General features: G+C 72.0%; 11 protein-coding genes. 6 read left to right on the top strand and 5 right to left on the bottom strand.

Annotated elements, in window-relative coordinates:
* Positions 1-12: 12 nt before the first annotated feature.
* The 3 genes from JHE00_RS01845 to JHE00_RS01835 all read left to right on the top strand — a co-directional run bounded on the left by JHE00_RS01845 (position 13) and on the right by JHE00_RS01835 (position 6,285).
* Positions 13-3,153, top strand: coding sequence for a GH92 family glycosyl hydrolase (locus tag JHE00_RS01845; protein ID WP_200314071.1), 3,141 nt, complete (start codon positions 13-15; stop codon positions 3,151-3,153).
* On the top strand, positions 3,150-5,216 hold the full coding sequence (locus tag JHE00_RS01840) for an FUSC family protein (RefSeq protein WP_200314070.1): 2,067 nt from the start codon (positions 3,150-3,152) through the stop codon (positions 5,214-5,216). Before JHE00_RS01845 ends, JHE00_RS01840 begins: the two co-directional genes overlap by 4 nt.
* 79 nt (positions 5,217-5,295) lie before the next feature.
* On the top strand, positions 5,296-6,285 hold the full coding sequence (locus JHE00_RS01835) for a malate dehydrogenase (RefSeq protein ID WP_200314069.1): 990 nt from the start codon (positions 5,296-5,298) through the stop codon (positions 6,283-6,285).
* Between the two features lie 78 nt (positions 6,286-6,363).
* On the opposite strand, the gene JHE00_RS01830 is transcribed toward JHE00_RS01835, so the two are convergent.
* From JHE00_RS01830 to JHE00_RS01815, 4 genes are read right to left on the bottom strand one after another with little or no spacing between them, the layout of a single operon-like run.
* Positions 6,364-8,424, bottom strand: coding sequence for a M3 family metallopeptidase (locus JHE00_RS01830; RefSeq protein ID WP_200314068.1), 2,061 nt, complete (start codon positions 8,422-8,424; stop codon positions 6,364-6,366).
* Positions 8,421-9,137, bottom strand: coding sequence for a histidine phosphatase family protein (locus JHE00_RS01825; RefSeq protein ID WP_200314067.1), 717 nt, complete (start codon positions 9,135-9,137; stop codon positions 8,421-8,423). Before JHE00_RS01825 ends, JHE00_RS01830 begins: the two co-directional genes overlap by 4 nt.
* A gap of 19 nt (positions 9,138-9,156) precedes the next feature.
* Entirely contained in the window at positions 9,157-9,996 is an 840-nt protein-coding gene (locus JHE00_RS01820) for an undecaprenyl-diphosphate phosphatase (RefSeq protein WP_200314066.1), read from the bottom strand.
* Entirely contained in the window at positions 9,996-11,042 is a 1,047-nt protein-coding gene (locus JHE00_RS01815) for an LLM class F420-dependent oxidoreductase (protein WP_200314065.1), read from the bottom strand. Before JHE00_RS01815 ends, JHE00_RS01820 begins: the two co-directional genes overlap by 1 nt.
* 85 nt (positions 11,043-11,127) lie before the next feature.
* Between JHE00_RS01815 and JHE00_RS01810 the strand changes: the two genes are divergently transcribed.
* From JHE00_RS01810 to JHE00_RS01800, 3 genes are all read left to right on the top strand, one after another.
* Positions 11,128-12,090, top strand: coding sequence for an aldo/keto reductase (locus JHE00_RS01810; RefSeq protein WP_200314064.1), 963 nt, complete (start codon positions 11,128-11,130; stop codon positions 12,088-12,090).
* Positions 12,091-12,212: 122 nt separating this feature from the next.
* The gene (locus JHE00_RS01805; RefSeq protein WP_200315755.1) at positions 12,213-13,172 is read left to right on the top strand and encodes a YncE family protein; all 960 of its coding nucleotides are present in this window, start codon (positions 12,213-12,215) and stop codon (positions 13,170-13,172) included.
* Positions 13,169-13,393 (top strand): DUF5703 family protein, encoded by a 225-nt coding sequence (locus JHE00_RS01800; protein WP_200314063.1) that lies wholly within the window; start codon positions 13,169-13,171, stop codon positions 13,391-13,393. Before JHE00_RS01805 ends, JHE00_RS01800 begins: the two co-directional genes overlap by 4 nt.
* Here the strand turns inward: JHE00_RS01800 and JHE00_RS01795 are convergent.
* Positions 13,383-14,351, bottom strand: coding sequence for a helix-turn-helix transcriptional regulator (locus JHE00_RS01795; RefSeq protein ID WP_200314061.1), 969 nt, complete (start codon positions 14,349-14,351; stop codon positions 13,383-13,385). The two genes, JHE00_RS01800 and JHE00_RS01795, sit on opposite strands and share 11 nt — an antisense overlap.
* Between the last annotated feature and the right edge of the window lie 42 nt (positions 14,352-14,393).

Here is a 14,393-nt window from a genome sequence, read left to right as displayed (position 1 = left end):
TACGGTGACAACGTGGTGCGCTCCGGGTTCTTCTCCTCGTTCGACGACGGCGATCCACGGCCCGGCACCGGTCAGCGGCTGCGCACCCACGTCGGCGGCGGGCCCGTGCGGCCGCTCGCGGCGAAACCCGGAGTCGGGTTCACCGGCCTGCACGCGCTGCACTACGCGACCGAGGTGACCGGCCCGGCTCGGGCCGGGCTGTTCTCCGTCGACGTCCCGGTCGGCGAGCACACCGAACTGTCCTACGTGGTCTTTCCCGAATCGGACACCGGCCCGAGCTATCGCAGCACGTTCGTGGCGCTCGACCTGGAGTTCACCGACGGGTCCCGGCTCAGCGAGCTCGCGCCGCACACCGCCGCGCGCACACGCGGCGAGTCCAAGGAGCTCTACCTCGACCAGTGGAACCTGGTGCGCCACCGGCTGGGCGGAGTCGCGGCGGGCCGCACCGTCCGCGCCGTGGTGCTGGCGACCGACGTGCCCGACGACGGCCCCGAGCTCACCGGCTGGCTCGACGACGTCCGCATCGCCGAACACGAACCCCAGGACCTCGAGCCGGTCGACCGGGTGCGCACCACGCGCGGAACGCAGTCCGGTTCCCGGTTCTCGCGCGGAAACTGCTTTCCCGCCACCGCGGTGCCGCACGGGTTCAACTTCTGGACGCCGGTGACCGACGCGCGCGCACTGGACTGGCCGTACGAGTACCACCGCGCGAACAACCAGGCGAACCGCCCGGCGCTGCAGGCGCTCGCGCTGAGCCACCTGCCGAGCCCGTGGGTGGGCGACCGGCACACATTCCAGCTCATGCCAGGCACGGGCGAGGTGGTGACCGATCCCGGGGCGCGGGCGCTCTCGTTCTCCCACGACGCCGAGACCGACCGCCCCCACCACTACGCCGTGCGCTTCGACAACGGCGGCACCGCCGAGATCGCGCCCGCCGACCACGCCGCGGTGCTGCGCTTCACCTTCCCCGGCGACGACGGCTGGCTGGTCTTCGACAACGTCGGCAACCGCGGCGGGCTGCGCATCGACGTCGCGAACCGCACCGTCACCGGGCACACGTGGGTGCGCAGCCGCTCCTCGGCGGGAGCCCGGCGCATGTTCGTGCACGCTTGCTTCGACCAGCAGCCGGTCAGCGGCGGGCGCGACCGCTCCCCGTTCTGGCGCACCGTGACCGGGCACGTCCGGTTCGCCACCCGCGAGGTGACCGTGCGCATCGCGACGTCGCTGATCAGCCTCGAGCAGGCGCGCCGCAACCTGCACCTGGAGGTGGCGGCGCCGCGCACGTTCGACGAGGTCGCCGACGCCGCGCGCGAGGCGTGGCGCGCGGTACTCGGCCGCGTCGAGGTCGAGGGCGCCACCGACGAGCAGCTCACGACGCTCTACTCCAGCCTCTACCGGCTGTTCCTCTATCCGAACGCCGGGCACGAGGACACCCCGCGCGGCATCCGGCACGCGAGTCCGGTCGTGCACCGCCGGCGGCCGAGTACCCGGCGGCGCACCGGCGCGGCCGTGCTCGCCGGGCCGATGTCGGTGAACAACGGCTTCTGGGACACCTACCGCACCACCTGGCCCGCCTTCGCGCTGCTCGCGCCGCGCCGCTGCGCCGAGCTGATCGAGGGGTTCGTACAGCAGTACCGCGACGGCGGCTGGATCGCCCGCTGGTCGGCGCCCGGGTACGCGAACTCGATGGTGGGCACCAGCTCCGACGTCGCGTTCGCCGACGCCTACCTCAAGGGCGTGCGCGGCTTCGACGTCCGCGCCGCCTACGATGCCGCGCTGCGCAACGCCACGGTCACGCCGCCGAACCGCGCGGTCGGCCGCAAGGGACTCACGGAGTCGATCTTCCTGGGGTACACGCCGCTCTCGACGCGCGAGGGACTGTCGTGGGCGCTGGAAGGGTGCGTCAACGACTTCGGCATCGCGAACCTCGCGCGGGCGCTGGGCGACGAGGACAACGCCGTGTACTTCGCGAGCAGGGCCGCCGCCTATGTGCACCACTTCGACGAGCGCACCGGGTTCTTCCAAGGCCGCACGGCACAAGGCGGGTGGCGCCGCGAGCCCGGCGACTACGACCCCGCCGACTGGGGCCACGACTACACCGAGACCAACGGCTGGAACACGGCGTTCTCCGCGCCGCACGACGGCGAGGGCCTGGCGGCGCTGCACGGCGGGCGGGCACGGCTGGAGGCGCTGCTGGACCGGTTCTTCGTGACGCCGGAGACGGGACTGCGCACCGGGTCCTACCGCAAGGTCATCCACGAGATGACCGAGGCGCGCGACGTCCGGCTCGGCCAGTACGGGCACTCGAACCAGCCCTCGCACCACATTCCCTACGTGTACGCGCACGCGGGCGCGCCGGCGAAGACGCAGCGGATCGTGCGGGAGGTGCTGCGGCGCTGCTACTCCGGTAGCGAGATCGGGCAGGGCTACCCCGGCGACGAGGACAACGGCGAGCTGTCGGCCTGGTACGTCTTCAGCGCGCTCGGCTTCTACCCGCTCGCGCCCGGCAGCCCGCGTTACGTGCTCGGCTCGCCGCTGTTCACGCGCGCGGTGGTGCACCTGGACAACGGCGAGGACCTGGTGATCAACGCCCCGGCCAACTCCGAGCGCAACGTCTACGTGCGGAGCGTGCGGGTCAACGGCGAGCCGCACGACTCGCCGTGGCTCGACCACGACGTGCTGACCGCCGGTGCGGTGATCGACATCGACCTCGGACCGGAGCCCTCCGAGTGGGGCACGCTCACCGGCGAACCGGAGCCGCCACGCCCGCTGCGTGACGTGCCGGGCACCGTGCGCTGCTCCGACGGCACCGACGTGGCGGACCTCCGCGACGACACCACGCGCACTGAGGTCACGTTCCGCTCGGAGGCCCCGGTGGTCGAGCACGTCGCCACCGGCCCCGTCACGGTCCGCTGCTACACGCTGACCTCCGCGGCCCGCGCGGGCGACCCGCACGCGTGGGTACTGGAGGGCTCGGCCGACGGTGCCGAGTGGACGGTGCTCGACGAGCGCCGCGAGGAGACCTTCCGCTGGCGCAACCAGACCCGGCCGTTCCGTGTCGCCGAGCCGCGCGCCTGCACCCACCACCGGCTGCGGATCACCGGCGGGCCCGCGCGGGGGCCGCGGCTCGCGCAGTGGGAGCTGCTCGCATGATCGGTGAGTCGCTCGACCGGTTGCGGGCCTCCGACCCCGGGCTGGTGCGCTTTCGCCAGGCCGCCTCGGCGGTGCTGGGCATCGCGATCGCCGCGGGCGTGCTCACGGCTGTCGGGCAGCCGCTGCTGACCGTGCTCGTCGGCGCCATCGCCGCCATGATGGCCGCGTTCACCGTCAACGATCCCGAACCGAAGCAGCAGGCGTTGACGCTGGTGCTGGGGTTCGTGGTCGGTGCGGCCGCGCTGACGGCGGCGAGTCTCGGGCAGGCCGCGGCGCCGCTCGACGGCGTCGTGTTCGTGCTGCTGATCTTCGTCGCCGTCTACGCGCAGCGTTTCGGGCCCCGCGGCATCGCGCTCGGCTCGCTGGCGTTCTTCCTATTCTTCTTCGCGATGTTCCTGCAGACCCGCATCGCGCAGGTGCCGCTGCTGCTCGTGGCGCTCGCGGTGGGGCTCACGGCCAACGCCATCGTGCGGTTCGGGCTGTTGCGGCGCAGGGCGGAGCGCGAGCTGCTGAGCGTGCGCAAGGCGTTCCGCGCCCGGCTGGGCGCCGTCGTGCGCGCCGCGAGCGCGCACCTGGCCTCCGGTGGCTCGGCGCGCGCCGAGCGGCAACTGCGCCGTGCCAACGACCGGCTGCACGAGTGCGTGCTGCTGATCGAGGACACCGCCGAGGACGTGATCGACGCACCCGCGGCCGCACTGCTGCGGCGGCGCGCCATCGAGGTGGAGCTCGCCGTGCAGTGGCTGGCGATCACCACGCGCCGCACCTGCGCCGAGGAGCTCGGCGACGACGTGCGCGATGACCTGCTCGGACGGCTGCGGCGCCTGCGCTCGCTGATCGAACGGGACCCGCGGGAGCTTCCCGTCATCAGCGACACCGAGGAGTTCAGCAGGTTCCTCGTCGAGGGCAGCAGGCTCAGGGACGACCCGCAGCCCGGCGACGAGCTGCGCAGGGCGATGGCGGAGCTCGCACTCGCGGACGTCAACGCGCAGCGCATCGCCGAACGCGACTACTCCGCCGAGACCGAACCGCCGGAGCCGGAGGAGCCCGAACCCACCCCGGTGTTCGCCTGGGACAACCGCACCCGGGCCGCGCTGCAGGCCGTGATCGGGGGCGGGCTGGCCGTCGTCGGCGGCCAGCTGGTGTCGCACCAGCGCTGGTACTGGGCCGTGCTGACGGTGTTCGTGGTGTTCCTCGGGGCCTCCAGCGCGGGCGCGACCCTCGTGAAGGGCGCCCGGCGGCTCGTCGGCACCTTGATCGGGATCTTCGCCGGGGCGCTGTGCGCGCTGGTCGTCGCCGGGAGCACCCCGGCGACCGTCGGGCTGATCCTCGTGTGCGTGTTCGGCATGGCGTTCGTGGCGCGGGTGTCCCAGACGCTGATGGCCTTCTTCATCACGACCATGCTCGGCCTGCTCTACAGCCTGCTCGGCACGTTCAGCCTGGAGGTGCTCGGGGTGCGGCTGGCCGAGACCGCGGTCGGGGCGCTGGCCGGCATTCTCGCGGCCGTGGTGATCGTGCCGGTGCGCACCAGGTCGGTGATGCTCGATGACGTCGCCGCCGCGCTGGAGGACCTGCGCGAGTTCGTCACGCAGGCCGAGACGCTGCTGGCCGGGCGCGAGAACGTCAACGTCATCGAGCTCTCGCGCGAGCTCGACCGGTCGGTGGCCCAGCTGCGCACCACCGTCGAGCCGCTGACCCACCCGATCAACGTGCGCGGCGCCCGCCGTGACTACGGGTTCTACGTGCTGACCACGCTGGAGGCCATCGCGTTCCGGGCCCGCAACATCGCCGCCCGGGCCCAGCCGGGGCTGCTCGCGCTCGACGACCGGCTGCCCGCGACCAGCGAACGGCTCACCGGCAACATCGACGTGCTGCTCGAGGTGATCAACGGCGAGACCGAGCCGCGAGTGCTCACCGAGGGCGACGACGCGCCGGCCGGTGATCTTGGTGACAACGCGCAGGGCCGCGGCGTGCTGTCGAGTCTCGGCAGGCTGGACGAGGCGGTGCTCGCGCTCGGCCGCGCGTTCGAGGTGGAGGCCGTGCCGGCGCTCAATCGGTACAGGTGAGGCGACGCACCCACCCGGGTGGACCAGCGGCCGATAACATCCCCGGTACAAGAACAGAACCCGTCAGCAGGAGAACGTTATGACCCAAGCCCCTGTCAACGTCACCGTCACCGGCGCTGCCGGCCAGATCGGCTACGCGCTGCTGTTCCGCATCGCGTCCGGTCAGCTGCTGGGTCAGGACACTCCGGTGAAGCTGCGGCTGCTGGAGATCCCGCAGGCGGTGAAGGCGGCCGAGGGCACCGCACTGGAGCTCCAGGACTGCGCGTTCCCGCTGCTGGCAGGCGTCGACATCTTCGACGACGCGACCAAGGCCTTCGACGGCGTCAACGTCGCGCTGCTGGTGGGTGCCCGCCCGCGGTCGAAGGGCATGGAGCGCGGCGACCTGCTCGAGGCCAACGGCGGCATCTTCAAGCCACAGGGCGAGGCGATCAACGCCGGTGCCGCCGACGACGTGAAGGTGCTCGTGGTGGGCAACCCCGCCAACACCAACGCGCTCATCGCGCAGTCGCACGCGCCCGACGTCCCGGCGGAGCGCTTCACCGCGATGACCCGCCTCGACCACAACCGCGCCATCGCGCAGCTGGCCACCAAGCTGGGCGTGACCGTGGCCGACGTGAAAAAGCTGACGATCTGGGGCAACCACTCGGCCACCCAGTACCCGGACATCTTCCACGCCGAGGTCAACGGCAAGAACGCCGCCGAGGCCGTGAACGACCAGGCCTGGCTGGCCGACGAGTTCATCCCGCGCGTGGCCAAGCGCGGCGCGGAGATCATCGAGGCGCGTGGCGCGTCGTCGGCCGCCTCGGCCGCCAACGCCGCGATCGACCACGTCCACGACTGGGTCAACGGCACGCCGCAGGGCGACTGGGTCTCGATGGGTATCCCGTCGGACGGCTCCTACGGCGTCCCGGAGGGCATCATCTCGTCGTTCCCGGTCACCTGCTCGGGCGGCAAGTACGAGATCGTCCAGGGCCTGGAGATCGCCGACTTCTCCCGCGAGCGCATCGACGCCTCGGTGCGCGAGCTCACCGAGGAGCGCGACGCCGTGAAGCAGCTCGGCCTGGTCTGAGCCGCCACGCTCCACCCGCGGTGAAGGGCACCTTCCGTGCATTGAACGCACGGAAGGTGCCCTTCACCGCATCCGGGGTCAGGCGTCGGTGAGGCCTCGGCGCGTGAGGAGGGGGCCGATTTCCGGGTCGCGGCCGCGGAAGGCGCGGAAGGCCTCCATCGCGTCCACGCTGCCTCCGCGGGCCAGCAGCTCGCGCCGGTAGTGGTCGCCGTTGGCCCGGGTGAGGCCGCCGTTCTCGCGGAACCACTCCACCGAGTCGGCGTCGAGCACCTCGCTCCAGATGTAGGAGTAGTAGCCCGCCGCGTAGCCGCTGGTGAAGATGTGCGCGAAGTAGGTGCTGCGGTAGCGCGGCGGCACGGTCTCCAGCGCGACGCCCGCCTTCTCCAGTGCCTCGGCCTCGAACCGCTGGACATCCTTGACACCGGAGACGTCGGTGTCCGGGCCGATCAGGTGCCAGGACAGGTCGAGCAGAGCCGCGGCGAGGTACTCGGTGGTCGAGAAGCCCTCGCCGTACTGGCGCGACTCCTCCAGCCGCTCCACGAGCCGTGCGGGCAGCGGCTCACCGGTCGAGTGGTGGCGCGCGTAGTTGGCCAGCACCTCGGGCCACAGCACCCACATCTCGTTGACCTGCGAGGGGAACTCCACGAAGTCGCGCGGCACGCTCGTGCCCGAGAACGACGGGTGGGCGACGTCGGAGAGCAGCCCGTGCAGCGCGTGCCCGAACTCGTGGAAGGCCGTGGTCACCTCGTCGAAGGTGAGCAGCGTCGGCTCCCCCGCGGGCGGCTTGGCGATGTTGAGGTTGTTCACCACCACCGGCCGCTCCCCCAGCAACCGCGACTGGTCCACGAACGTGCTCATCCACGCGCCGCCGCGCTTGGAGTCACGTGTGTAGTAGTCGCCGAGGAACAGGCCCAGCGGGCTGCCGTCGGCGTCCGACACCTCCCACACGCGCACGTCGGGGTGGTAGCCGGACAGGTCGGTCCGCTCGGCGAAGCTCAGCCCGTAGAGCTTGCCCGCGGCGAAGAAGACGCCGTCGACGAGCACGCGCTCCAGCTCGAAGTAGGGGCGCAGCTCGGCGTCGTCGAGGTCGTAGCGGCGGCGCCGCACGCGCTCGGCGTAGTAGGCCCAGTCCCAGGGCTGGAGCGTGAAGTCCGCACCGGACTCGGTGATCTCGCGCTGCAGCTCCTCGGCGTCGGTCTGCGCGTTCCCGGCGGCGACGGGCGCGAGCCGGTGCAGCAGCGCCAGCGCGGCGTCGGAGGTCTTCGCGGTCTGGTCCTCGATCACGTAGGCGGCGTGGTGCGGATGCCCGAACAGCGCGGCACGCTCGGCGCGCAGCGCCGCGATGCGCGCCAGCACGCCCGAGTTGTCGTGCTCGTTGCCGCGGTTGCCCCGGGAGCTCGACGCGCGGAACACCCGCTCGCGCAGCGACCGGTCGTGCAGCGACGCCAGCGCGGGCTGCGCGGTGGGCAGCCCCAGCTTGATCAGGTACTTGCCGTCCTCGCCCCGCGCGGTGGCCGCCTCGGCGGCCGAGGCGATCGCGTCGTCGGAGAGCCCGGCCAGCTCGTCGCGAGTGGACACCACGACGGCGAGGTCGTTGGTGTCGCTGAGCAGGTTGTCCTGGAAACGGGTCTGCAGCGTGGACAGTTCCTCGTTGAGCGCCCGCAGCCGGGTCTGGGCCTGCTCGTCGAGTCCGGCGCCCGCACGCTGGAAGTCCAGGTGGTAGCGGCGCAGCAGCCACCGCTGCTCGGCGTCGAGGTCGAGCGAGTCCCGCTGCTGCCACAGCTGCTCGACCCGCGCGAACAGGCGGGGGTCTAGGTGGATGGCGTCGGAGTGCGCGGCCAGTTTCGGCGCGATCTCGGCCTGCACCGCCTGCAGCGTGTCGTTGGTGTGGGCGCCGGTGAGGTTGAAGAACACCGACGACACGCGGCCGAGCAGCCTGCCGGCGCGCTCCAGAGCGACGATGGTGTTGTCGAACGTCGGCGCCTCCGGGTCGCCCGCGATCGCCTCGACCTCGGCCTTGTGCTCGGCCATGCCCACCTCGAACGCGGGCCGGTAGTGCTCGTCGGCGATCCGGCCGAACGGGGGTAGCCCGAAGGGCAGCTCGCTCGCCGCCAGCAGCGGGTTCTCCTGGGTGGTCACGATCGTCCCTTTCGTCCCGTCGACCCTCCGACGTCGGCGTCGGAGCTCTGTTTCTTGCTCGTGCGCCGCTTCTTGGGCTCCGGCGGCACGATGCCGGAGAGGTCTCCACCGAGGTCGTTCACGCGCAGCACGAACGGTCGGGTCTCGGTGTAGCGCACCACCGACAGCGAGCCGGGGTCCACGACGATGCGCTGGAAGCCGTCGAGGTGCTGGCCGAGCGCGTCGGCCAGCACCGACTTGATCACGTCGCCGTGGCTGCACAGCACCCACACCGCGTGGTCGCCGTGCTCCGCGGAGATCCGCGCGTCGTGCTCGCGCACGGCGGCGACGGCGCGCGCCTGCACGGTCGCCAGCCCTTCCCCGCCGGGGAACACCGCCGCCGACGGATGCGCCTGCACGACCCGCCACAGCGGTTCCTTCGCCAGCGTCTTGAGCTCCCTGCCGGTCCAGTCGCCGTAGTCCACTTCGGACAGGCGCGGCTCGGCGAGCCGGTCGAGCTCGCGCGCTTTGGCCAGCGGAGCGACCGTCTGCTTGCAGCGCAGCAGCGGGGACGAGACCAGCGCCGCGAGCGGCACCGCGGCCAGTCGGTCGACCAGCGCTTCGGCCTGGGCGCGGCCCCGGTCGTCGAGTCCGACCTTCGGGGTGCGCCCGGCGAGCACGCCGGAACCGTTCGCCGTGGAGCGGCCGTGTCGCAGCAGAATCACAGTTGCCACACGGCCACCCTACGGGTTCCTACGACCCGGTCGGCCCCGCGTTGGGGTCGAGCACGCCGGTGAACACCAGGATGAGCAGCAGGACACCGAGCGCGACGCGGTAGATCACGAACGGTGTGAAGCTGTTCTTCTTGATGTAGGCCATCAACCAGGCGATCACGGCGTAGCCGACGCCGAACGCCACGACCGTCGCCAGGATGGTCGGCCCCCACGCCGGTCCCTGTCCGCCCGCGATGTCGGTGAGCTGGTAGAGCCCCGAAGCCATGACGGCGGGCACGGCCAGCAGGAACGAGTACTCGGCGGCCTCGGCGCGCTTGTAGCCGAGGAACAACCCACCGGTCACCGTCCCGCCCGAACGCGAGACGCCGGGGATCAGCGCGAGAGCCTGGAAGAACCCGAACGTCAGGCCGTGCTTGACCGTGAGGTGGTCGAGATCGCGCTGCTGTGACCCGATCCGGTCGGCCAGCAGCAGGAGCAGGCCGAAGATGATCAGCATGGCCGCGGTGAGGCGCAGGTCGCGGAACGTGTTCTCGATCTGGCTCTCGAACAGCAGGCCCAGCACGGCGATCGGGACCGAGCCGATGATGATCAGCCAGCCCATCCGCGCGTACGGGTCGCTCCGGTACTCGCGCTGGTAGAGCGACTTCCACCAGGCGCTGAGGATGCGGCCGATCTTGCGGCTGAAGTACAGCAGCACGGCCAGCTCCGTACCGATCTGCGTCACCGCGGTGAACGCCGCGCCCGGGTCGCCCCAGCCCGCGAACGCCGCCGTGACCCGCAGGTGGGCGCTGGAGGAGATGGGCAGGAACTCGGTCAGGCCCTGGACGAGACCGAGGACCAGTGCTTCGAACCAGCCCATCACGCCACCCCGGCCAGTTCCAGCGCGTCGACCGCGGTGCGCAGCGCGGCCGCGCCTTCCTCCGCGTCGGCGGCGTAGATGGCGGTGGTCAGCGTGGTGACGCCCGCTTCGGCGAAGGCGGTCATGCGCTCGGCGATGCGTTCCTTCGGGCCGAGCAGCGAGGTGGCGTCGACGAACTCGAGCGGCACCGCGGCCATCGCGCCCACGTAGTCCTTGGCGAGGTACTTCTCCTGCACCTGCGCGGCTTCGGCCTCGAAGCCCATGCGGCAGGCGAGCTGGTTGTAGAAGTTCTTGTCCTTGCTGCCCATGCCGCCCAGGTACAGCGCGGCGTAGGCGCGCACGGCGTCGGCACAGGCCCGCCAGTCGTCGCCGGTGACGAGCGGGACGGTGGGTGCGATGTCGAAGTCCGCGAGGTCGCGGCCCGCCTTCTCGGCACCCGCGCGCACGTGCGCGAGCTGCTCGCCCGCGTGCTGCGGCGAGAAGAACACGGGCAGCCAGCCGTCGGCGATCTCGCCGGTCAGCTCCAGGTTGCGAGGTCCGATCGCGGCCAGGTAGGTGGGAATGTGGTCGCGGACCGGGTGCACGGTCAGCGCCAGCGACTTGCCGGGACCGTCGGGCAGTGGCAGCTCGAAGTGCCTGCCCTCGTAGCGGACCCGCTCGCGCCGCAGCGCCATCCGCACGATGTCGACGTACTCGCGGGTGCGGCCCAGCGGCGAGCCGAACCGCACGCCGTGCCAGCCCTCGGACACCTGCGGGCCCGACACGCCGAGCCCGAGCCGGAAGCGGCCGCCGGAGAGCGAGTCGAGCGTCGCGGCGGTCATCGCCGTGGCCGCGGGCGTCCGCGCGGGGATCTGCAGAACAGCGCTGCCGACGTCGATGTGCTCGGTCTGCGCGGCGATCCACGCGAGCACCGTGGGCGCGTCTGATCCGTACGCCTCCGCAGCCCAGACCACCGAGTAGCCCAGGGTGTCGGCATGCTTGGCGAGCGCCAAGTTCGACGCGTCGTTGCCCGCGCCCCAATATCCGAGATTCAGTCCCAATCGCACGGTCGCCGACACTATCGGGCGGTTGATCGCGCGCTCACTTGCCTTCGTCAAGAGCGCGCGGCGCCGGTCGATAGGGTGGGCACTCATGGAAAGCCGCCCGCTCGGCACCTCCGGACTGAAGGTGTCCCGCATGGCCCTGGGGACCATGTCCTGGGGAACCCTGACCGACTCGGAAGAGGCAGCCAACCAGCTCGTGGCGTTCGTGGACGCGGGCGGCACCCTGGTGGACTCCGCCGACATCTACGCCGAGGGCGAGGGCGAGCGGATCCTGGGGTCGCTGCTCGCCGACCTGGTCCCGCGTGAGGACATCGTGCTGGCCACCAAGGCGGTCGCCCGGCGCACCGAGGGCCCGTTCGGCGGCGGCGCCTCGCGCGGAGCGCTGCTGTCGGCGCTGGAGGGTTCGCTGCGCAGGCTCGGCGTCGACCACCTCGACCTCTGGCAGCTGCACGCCTGGGACCACACCGTGCCGATCGAGGAGACGCTCTCGGCGCTGGACTTCGCGGTGACCACCGGCAAGGTCCGCTACGCCGGAGTGGCGAACTACTGCGGCTGGCAGCTGGCGACGGCGGCGGCGCTGCGCCCGCACCGGATCGTCTCGACGCAGGTCGAGTACTCGCTGCTGGAGCGCGGCGTCGAACGCGAAGTGGTACCCGCCGCGTCGCACCACGGCATCGGCCTGCTGCCCTGGGCGCCGCTGGGTCGCGGCGTGCTCACCGGCAAGTACCGGACCGGCACGCCCGCCGACTCGCGCGGCGCCTCGGCCACCTACGCGGGCTACGTCGAGCACCACCGCACCGAGCGCGCGAGCCGCATCGTCGAGGCCGTCGCCACGGCCGCCGACGGACTGGGCACGTCGCCGCTGGCGGTGGCGCTGGCGTGGATCAGGGACCGGCCCGGGGTGGTCGCCCCGGTGGTCGGCGCCCGCGACACGGGTCAGCTGTCCGGCTCGCTGGCGGCCGAGGAGCTCACGCTGCCGATCGCGATCAGGGCGGCGCTGGACGACGTCAGCTCGATCGAGCTCGGCTATCCCGAACGGTGGCCCAGGTAACGGGCACGTGACGGCACCATCAACCTGCGGGATGCTGTAGGTAACCGCTCGTTTCTCTCGGAGGCTGTGTGATTCCCGCCCACCGTGCGCGCCGGCTCGCCGTCGTGGCCGTGGCCGGCGCGATGCTGGTCAGTGGCTGCTCGTCGGAGGGCGGCGGGGGTGACGACCTCCAGGTCGTGCAGAACCCCACCGCGGCCGTGGCCGCCACCTCACCCGACCCCACGGCCGAGCCCGCCGGGCAGGTCGTGCCGCAGCGCGCCGACGTCACGAGCATGGTGACGGCCGGCCGCACGCTTGTGGCGGCGGTGTCCGAGCCCGCGTCGGTGCTGCTCTACGACCTCGACGACCTCAAGGCGAAGCCCAGGACCGTCGAGCTGCCGGGGCCTGCCGCCGAGCTGACGCCCGTCGACGGCGCGGTGCTCGCCAGCCTGCCCAGGGCGGGCACGCTGGCACGGATCTCGGTGCCGAGCGGCGAGGTCAGCACCGTCGACGTTGACGGCGAGCCCGCGGCGACCGCGGTGCGCGACGGGCAGACGCTGGTCGCGGTCCGCGACCGCAAGGCCGTCGAGGTGCTCGAGGGCGACCAGGTGCAGAAGACGATCACCGGCAGCCTCTACAGCGCCGACGACGTGCTCGTCTCCGGCGACGCGACCGTCGTGCTCGACCGCCTGCGCACGGCTCTGTTCACCGTGGACCTCGCGGACGGCAGCATTCAGGAGGGACTGCGGGCGGGCGACGGCGCGACCAACGCCGTCGTGGACGCCTTCGGGCGCGTGCTCGTCGCCGACACCCGGGGCGGCGGTCTGCTCGCCTTCGGCGCGGACCCGCTGCTGCTGCGCCAGCGCTACCCGGTTCCCGGCGGCATCTATGGCCTGGCCTACGACGAGAAACGGCACGTCGCGTGGGTGACGCTCACGGAGCGCAACGAGGTGGTCGGCTTCGACATGCGTGGAGGTGAACCCACGGAAAAGTTCCGGCTGCCCACCGTTCGGCAGCCGAATTCGGTTACCGTCGACGAACAGACGTCACGGGTCGTCGTCGGTTCGGGAGCCGGAGAAGGGATCCAGGTGATCGCCCCATGACCAACGCGGAAGCGGTGGTCGACGAGGACTGGGAATACCGGCGGGTGCACCTGCCGCCCGGCCTGTCCCGAGTCACCGCCGCCGTCCAGCTCTCCATCCAGGCCGAGTTCTCCGGCTGGGAACTGTCCAACGTCCGCCTCTACTCCGACGGGACGCGCCGGGTGTGGCTCCGCAGGCGGCGCAGCCGCGCCGCGGTGGGCCTGCCGGGTCTCATGACGTGACCGGGGCCGCCGCGCCCCTGAGCAGCCGCTCCCCCGTCTCGCGCAGGTAGTCGCGCAGCTCGGGCGGGCCGACGACGTCGAACTCCGCGCCCACCGAGGCCAGCACGAGCACGGGCCACTCGAAGCTGTCGACGCGCATCGTCATCGTGCTCGAGCCGTCGTCGCGAACGTCCACCGTCGCCCACTGCCCCACCACGCGCTCCACGACCTCCGCGGGTGCGTGCACGGTCAGCACCACCTCGTATTGTGCCGGTGCGACGCTCAGCCGCTGCCGCACGAACTCCGCCGCGTCACCGCCGGGCAGCTCGCGCTGCCGGAACCGGGCGCCGGTGGCCCTCGGCTCGGTGAGCCGGTCGACGCGGAACGTGCGCCAGCCGTGTTTCTCGGCGTCCCACGCCACGAGGTACCACCGCCGCCCCAGCGACACCAGCCGGTGCGGCTCCACCAGCCGCGTGCTCTGTTCGCCGTCGCGCGCCGTGTAGCCGAACCGGATGCGCTCGTCGTCGCGGCAGCCCTGCGCGAGGACGGTGAGCGCGGTGGCGTCGACGGTCGGACCGCCCGCGAAGGTCGCGGGCACGGTGAACGCCTGCAGCGCGTCGACCCGCCGCCGCAGCCGGGGGGGCATCACCTGGATGACCTTGCTCAGCGCGCGGACCGAGACCTCCTCGATGCCGTCGATCGCGCCGCCGGCCGCGGTGCGCAGGCCGACGGCGATGGCCACGGCCTCCTCGTCGTCGACCAGCAACGGTGGCATCGCCGCGCCCGACCTGAGCTGATAGCCGCCCGCGACGCCCCGGCTCGCGTCGACCGGGTAGCCGAGCTCGCGCAGCCGGTCGATGTCGCGGCGCAGGGTGCGTTCGCTGACCTCGAGCCGCTCGGCGAGGTCGCTGCCGGGCCAGTACCGATGGGTCTGCAGCAGCGATAGCAGCCGCAGCATCCGTCCGCTCGTGTTCGCCATGACTCCAGCCTCGTGTCCATTGAGGTCAAGAACTGACCGGAG

Origin of the sequence: Prauserella cavernicola, from assembly GCF_016595675.1 — a bacterium.
In the GTDB taxonomy this organism is placed as follows: domain Bacteria; phylum Actinomycetota; class Actinomycetes; order Mycobacteriales; family Pseudonocardiaceae; genus Prauserella_A; species Prauserella_A cavernicola.
The sequence above is the reverse complement of the archived record's forward strand: the minus strand, read 5'-3'. Positions and strand labels throughout refer to the sequence as shown.

What these genes read in the sequence shown, in the direction of transcription:
- JHE00_RS01840 (WP_200314070.1), top strand. Translation starts at nt 3,150, where the DNA reads ATGATCGGTGAGTCGCTCGACCGGTTGCGGGCCTCCGACCCCGGGCTG.
- JHE00_RS01835 (WP_200314069.1), top strand. Translation starts at nt 5,296, where the DNA reads ATGACCCAAGCCCCTGTCAACGTCACCGTCACCGGCGCTGCCGGCCAG.
- JHE00_RS01820 (WP_200314066.1), bottom strand. Translation starts at nt 9,996, where the DNA reads ATGGGCTGGTTCGAAGCACTGGTCCTCGGTCTCGTCCAGGGCCTGACC.
- JHE00_RS01810 (WP_200314064.1), top strand. Translation starts at nt 11,128, where the DNA reads ATGGAAAGCCGCCCGCTCGGCACCTCCGGACTGAAGGTGTCCCGCATG.
- JHE00_RS01805 (WP_200315755.1), top strand. Translation starts at nt 12,213, where the DNA reads ATGCTGGTCAGTGGCTGCTCGTCGGAGGGCGGCGGGGGTGACGACCTC.
- JHE00_RS01800 (WP_200314063.1), top strand. Translation starts at nt 13,169, where the DNA reads ATGACCAACGCGGAAGCGGTGGTCGACGAGGACTGGGAATACCGGCGG.
- JHE00_RS01795 (WP_200314061.1), bottom strand. Translation starts at nt 14,351, where the DNA reads ATGGCGAACACGAGCGGACGGATGCTGCGGCTGCTATCGCTGCTGCAG.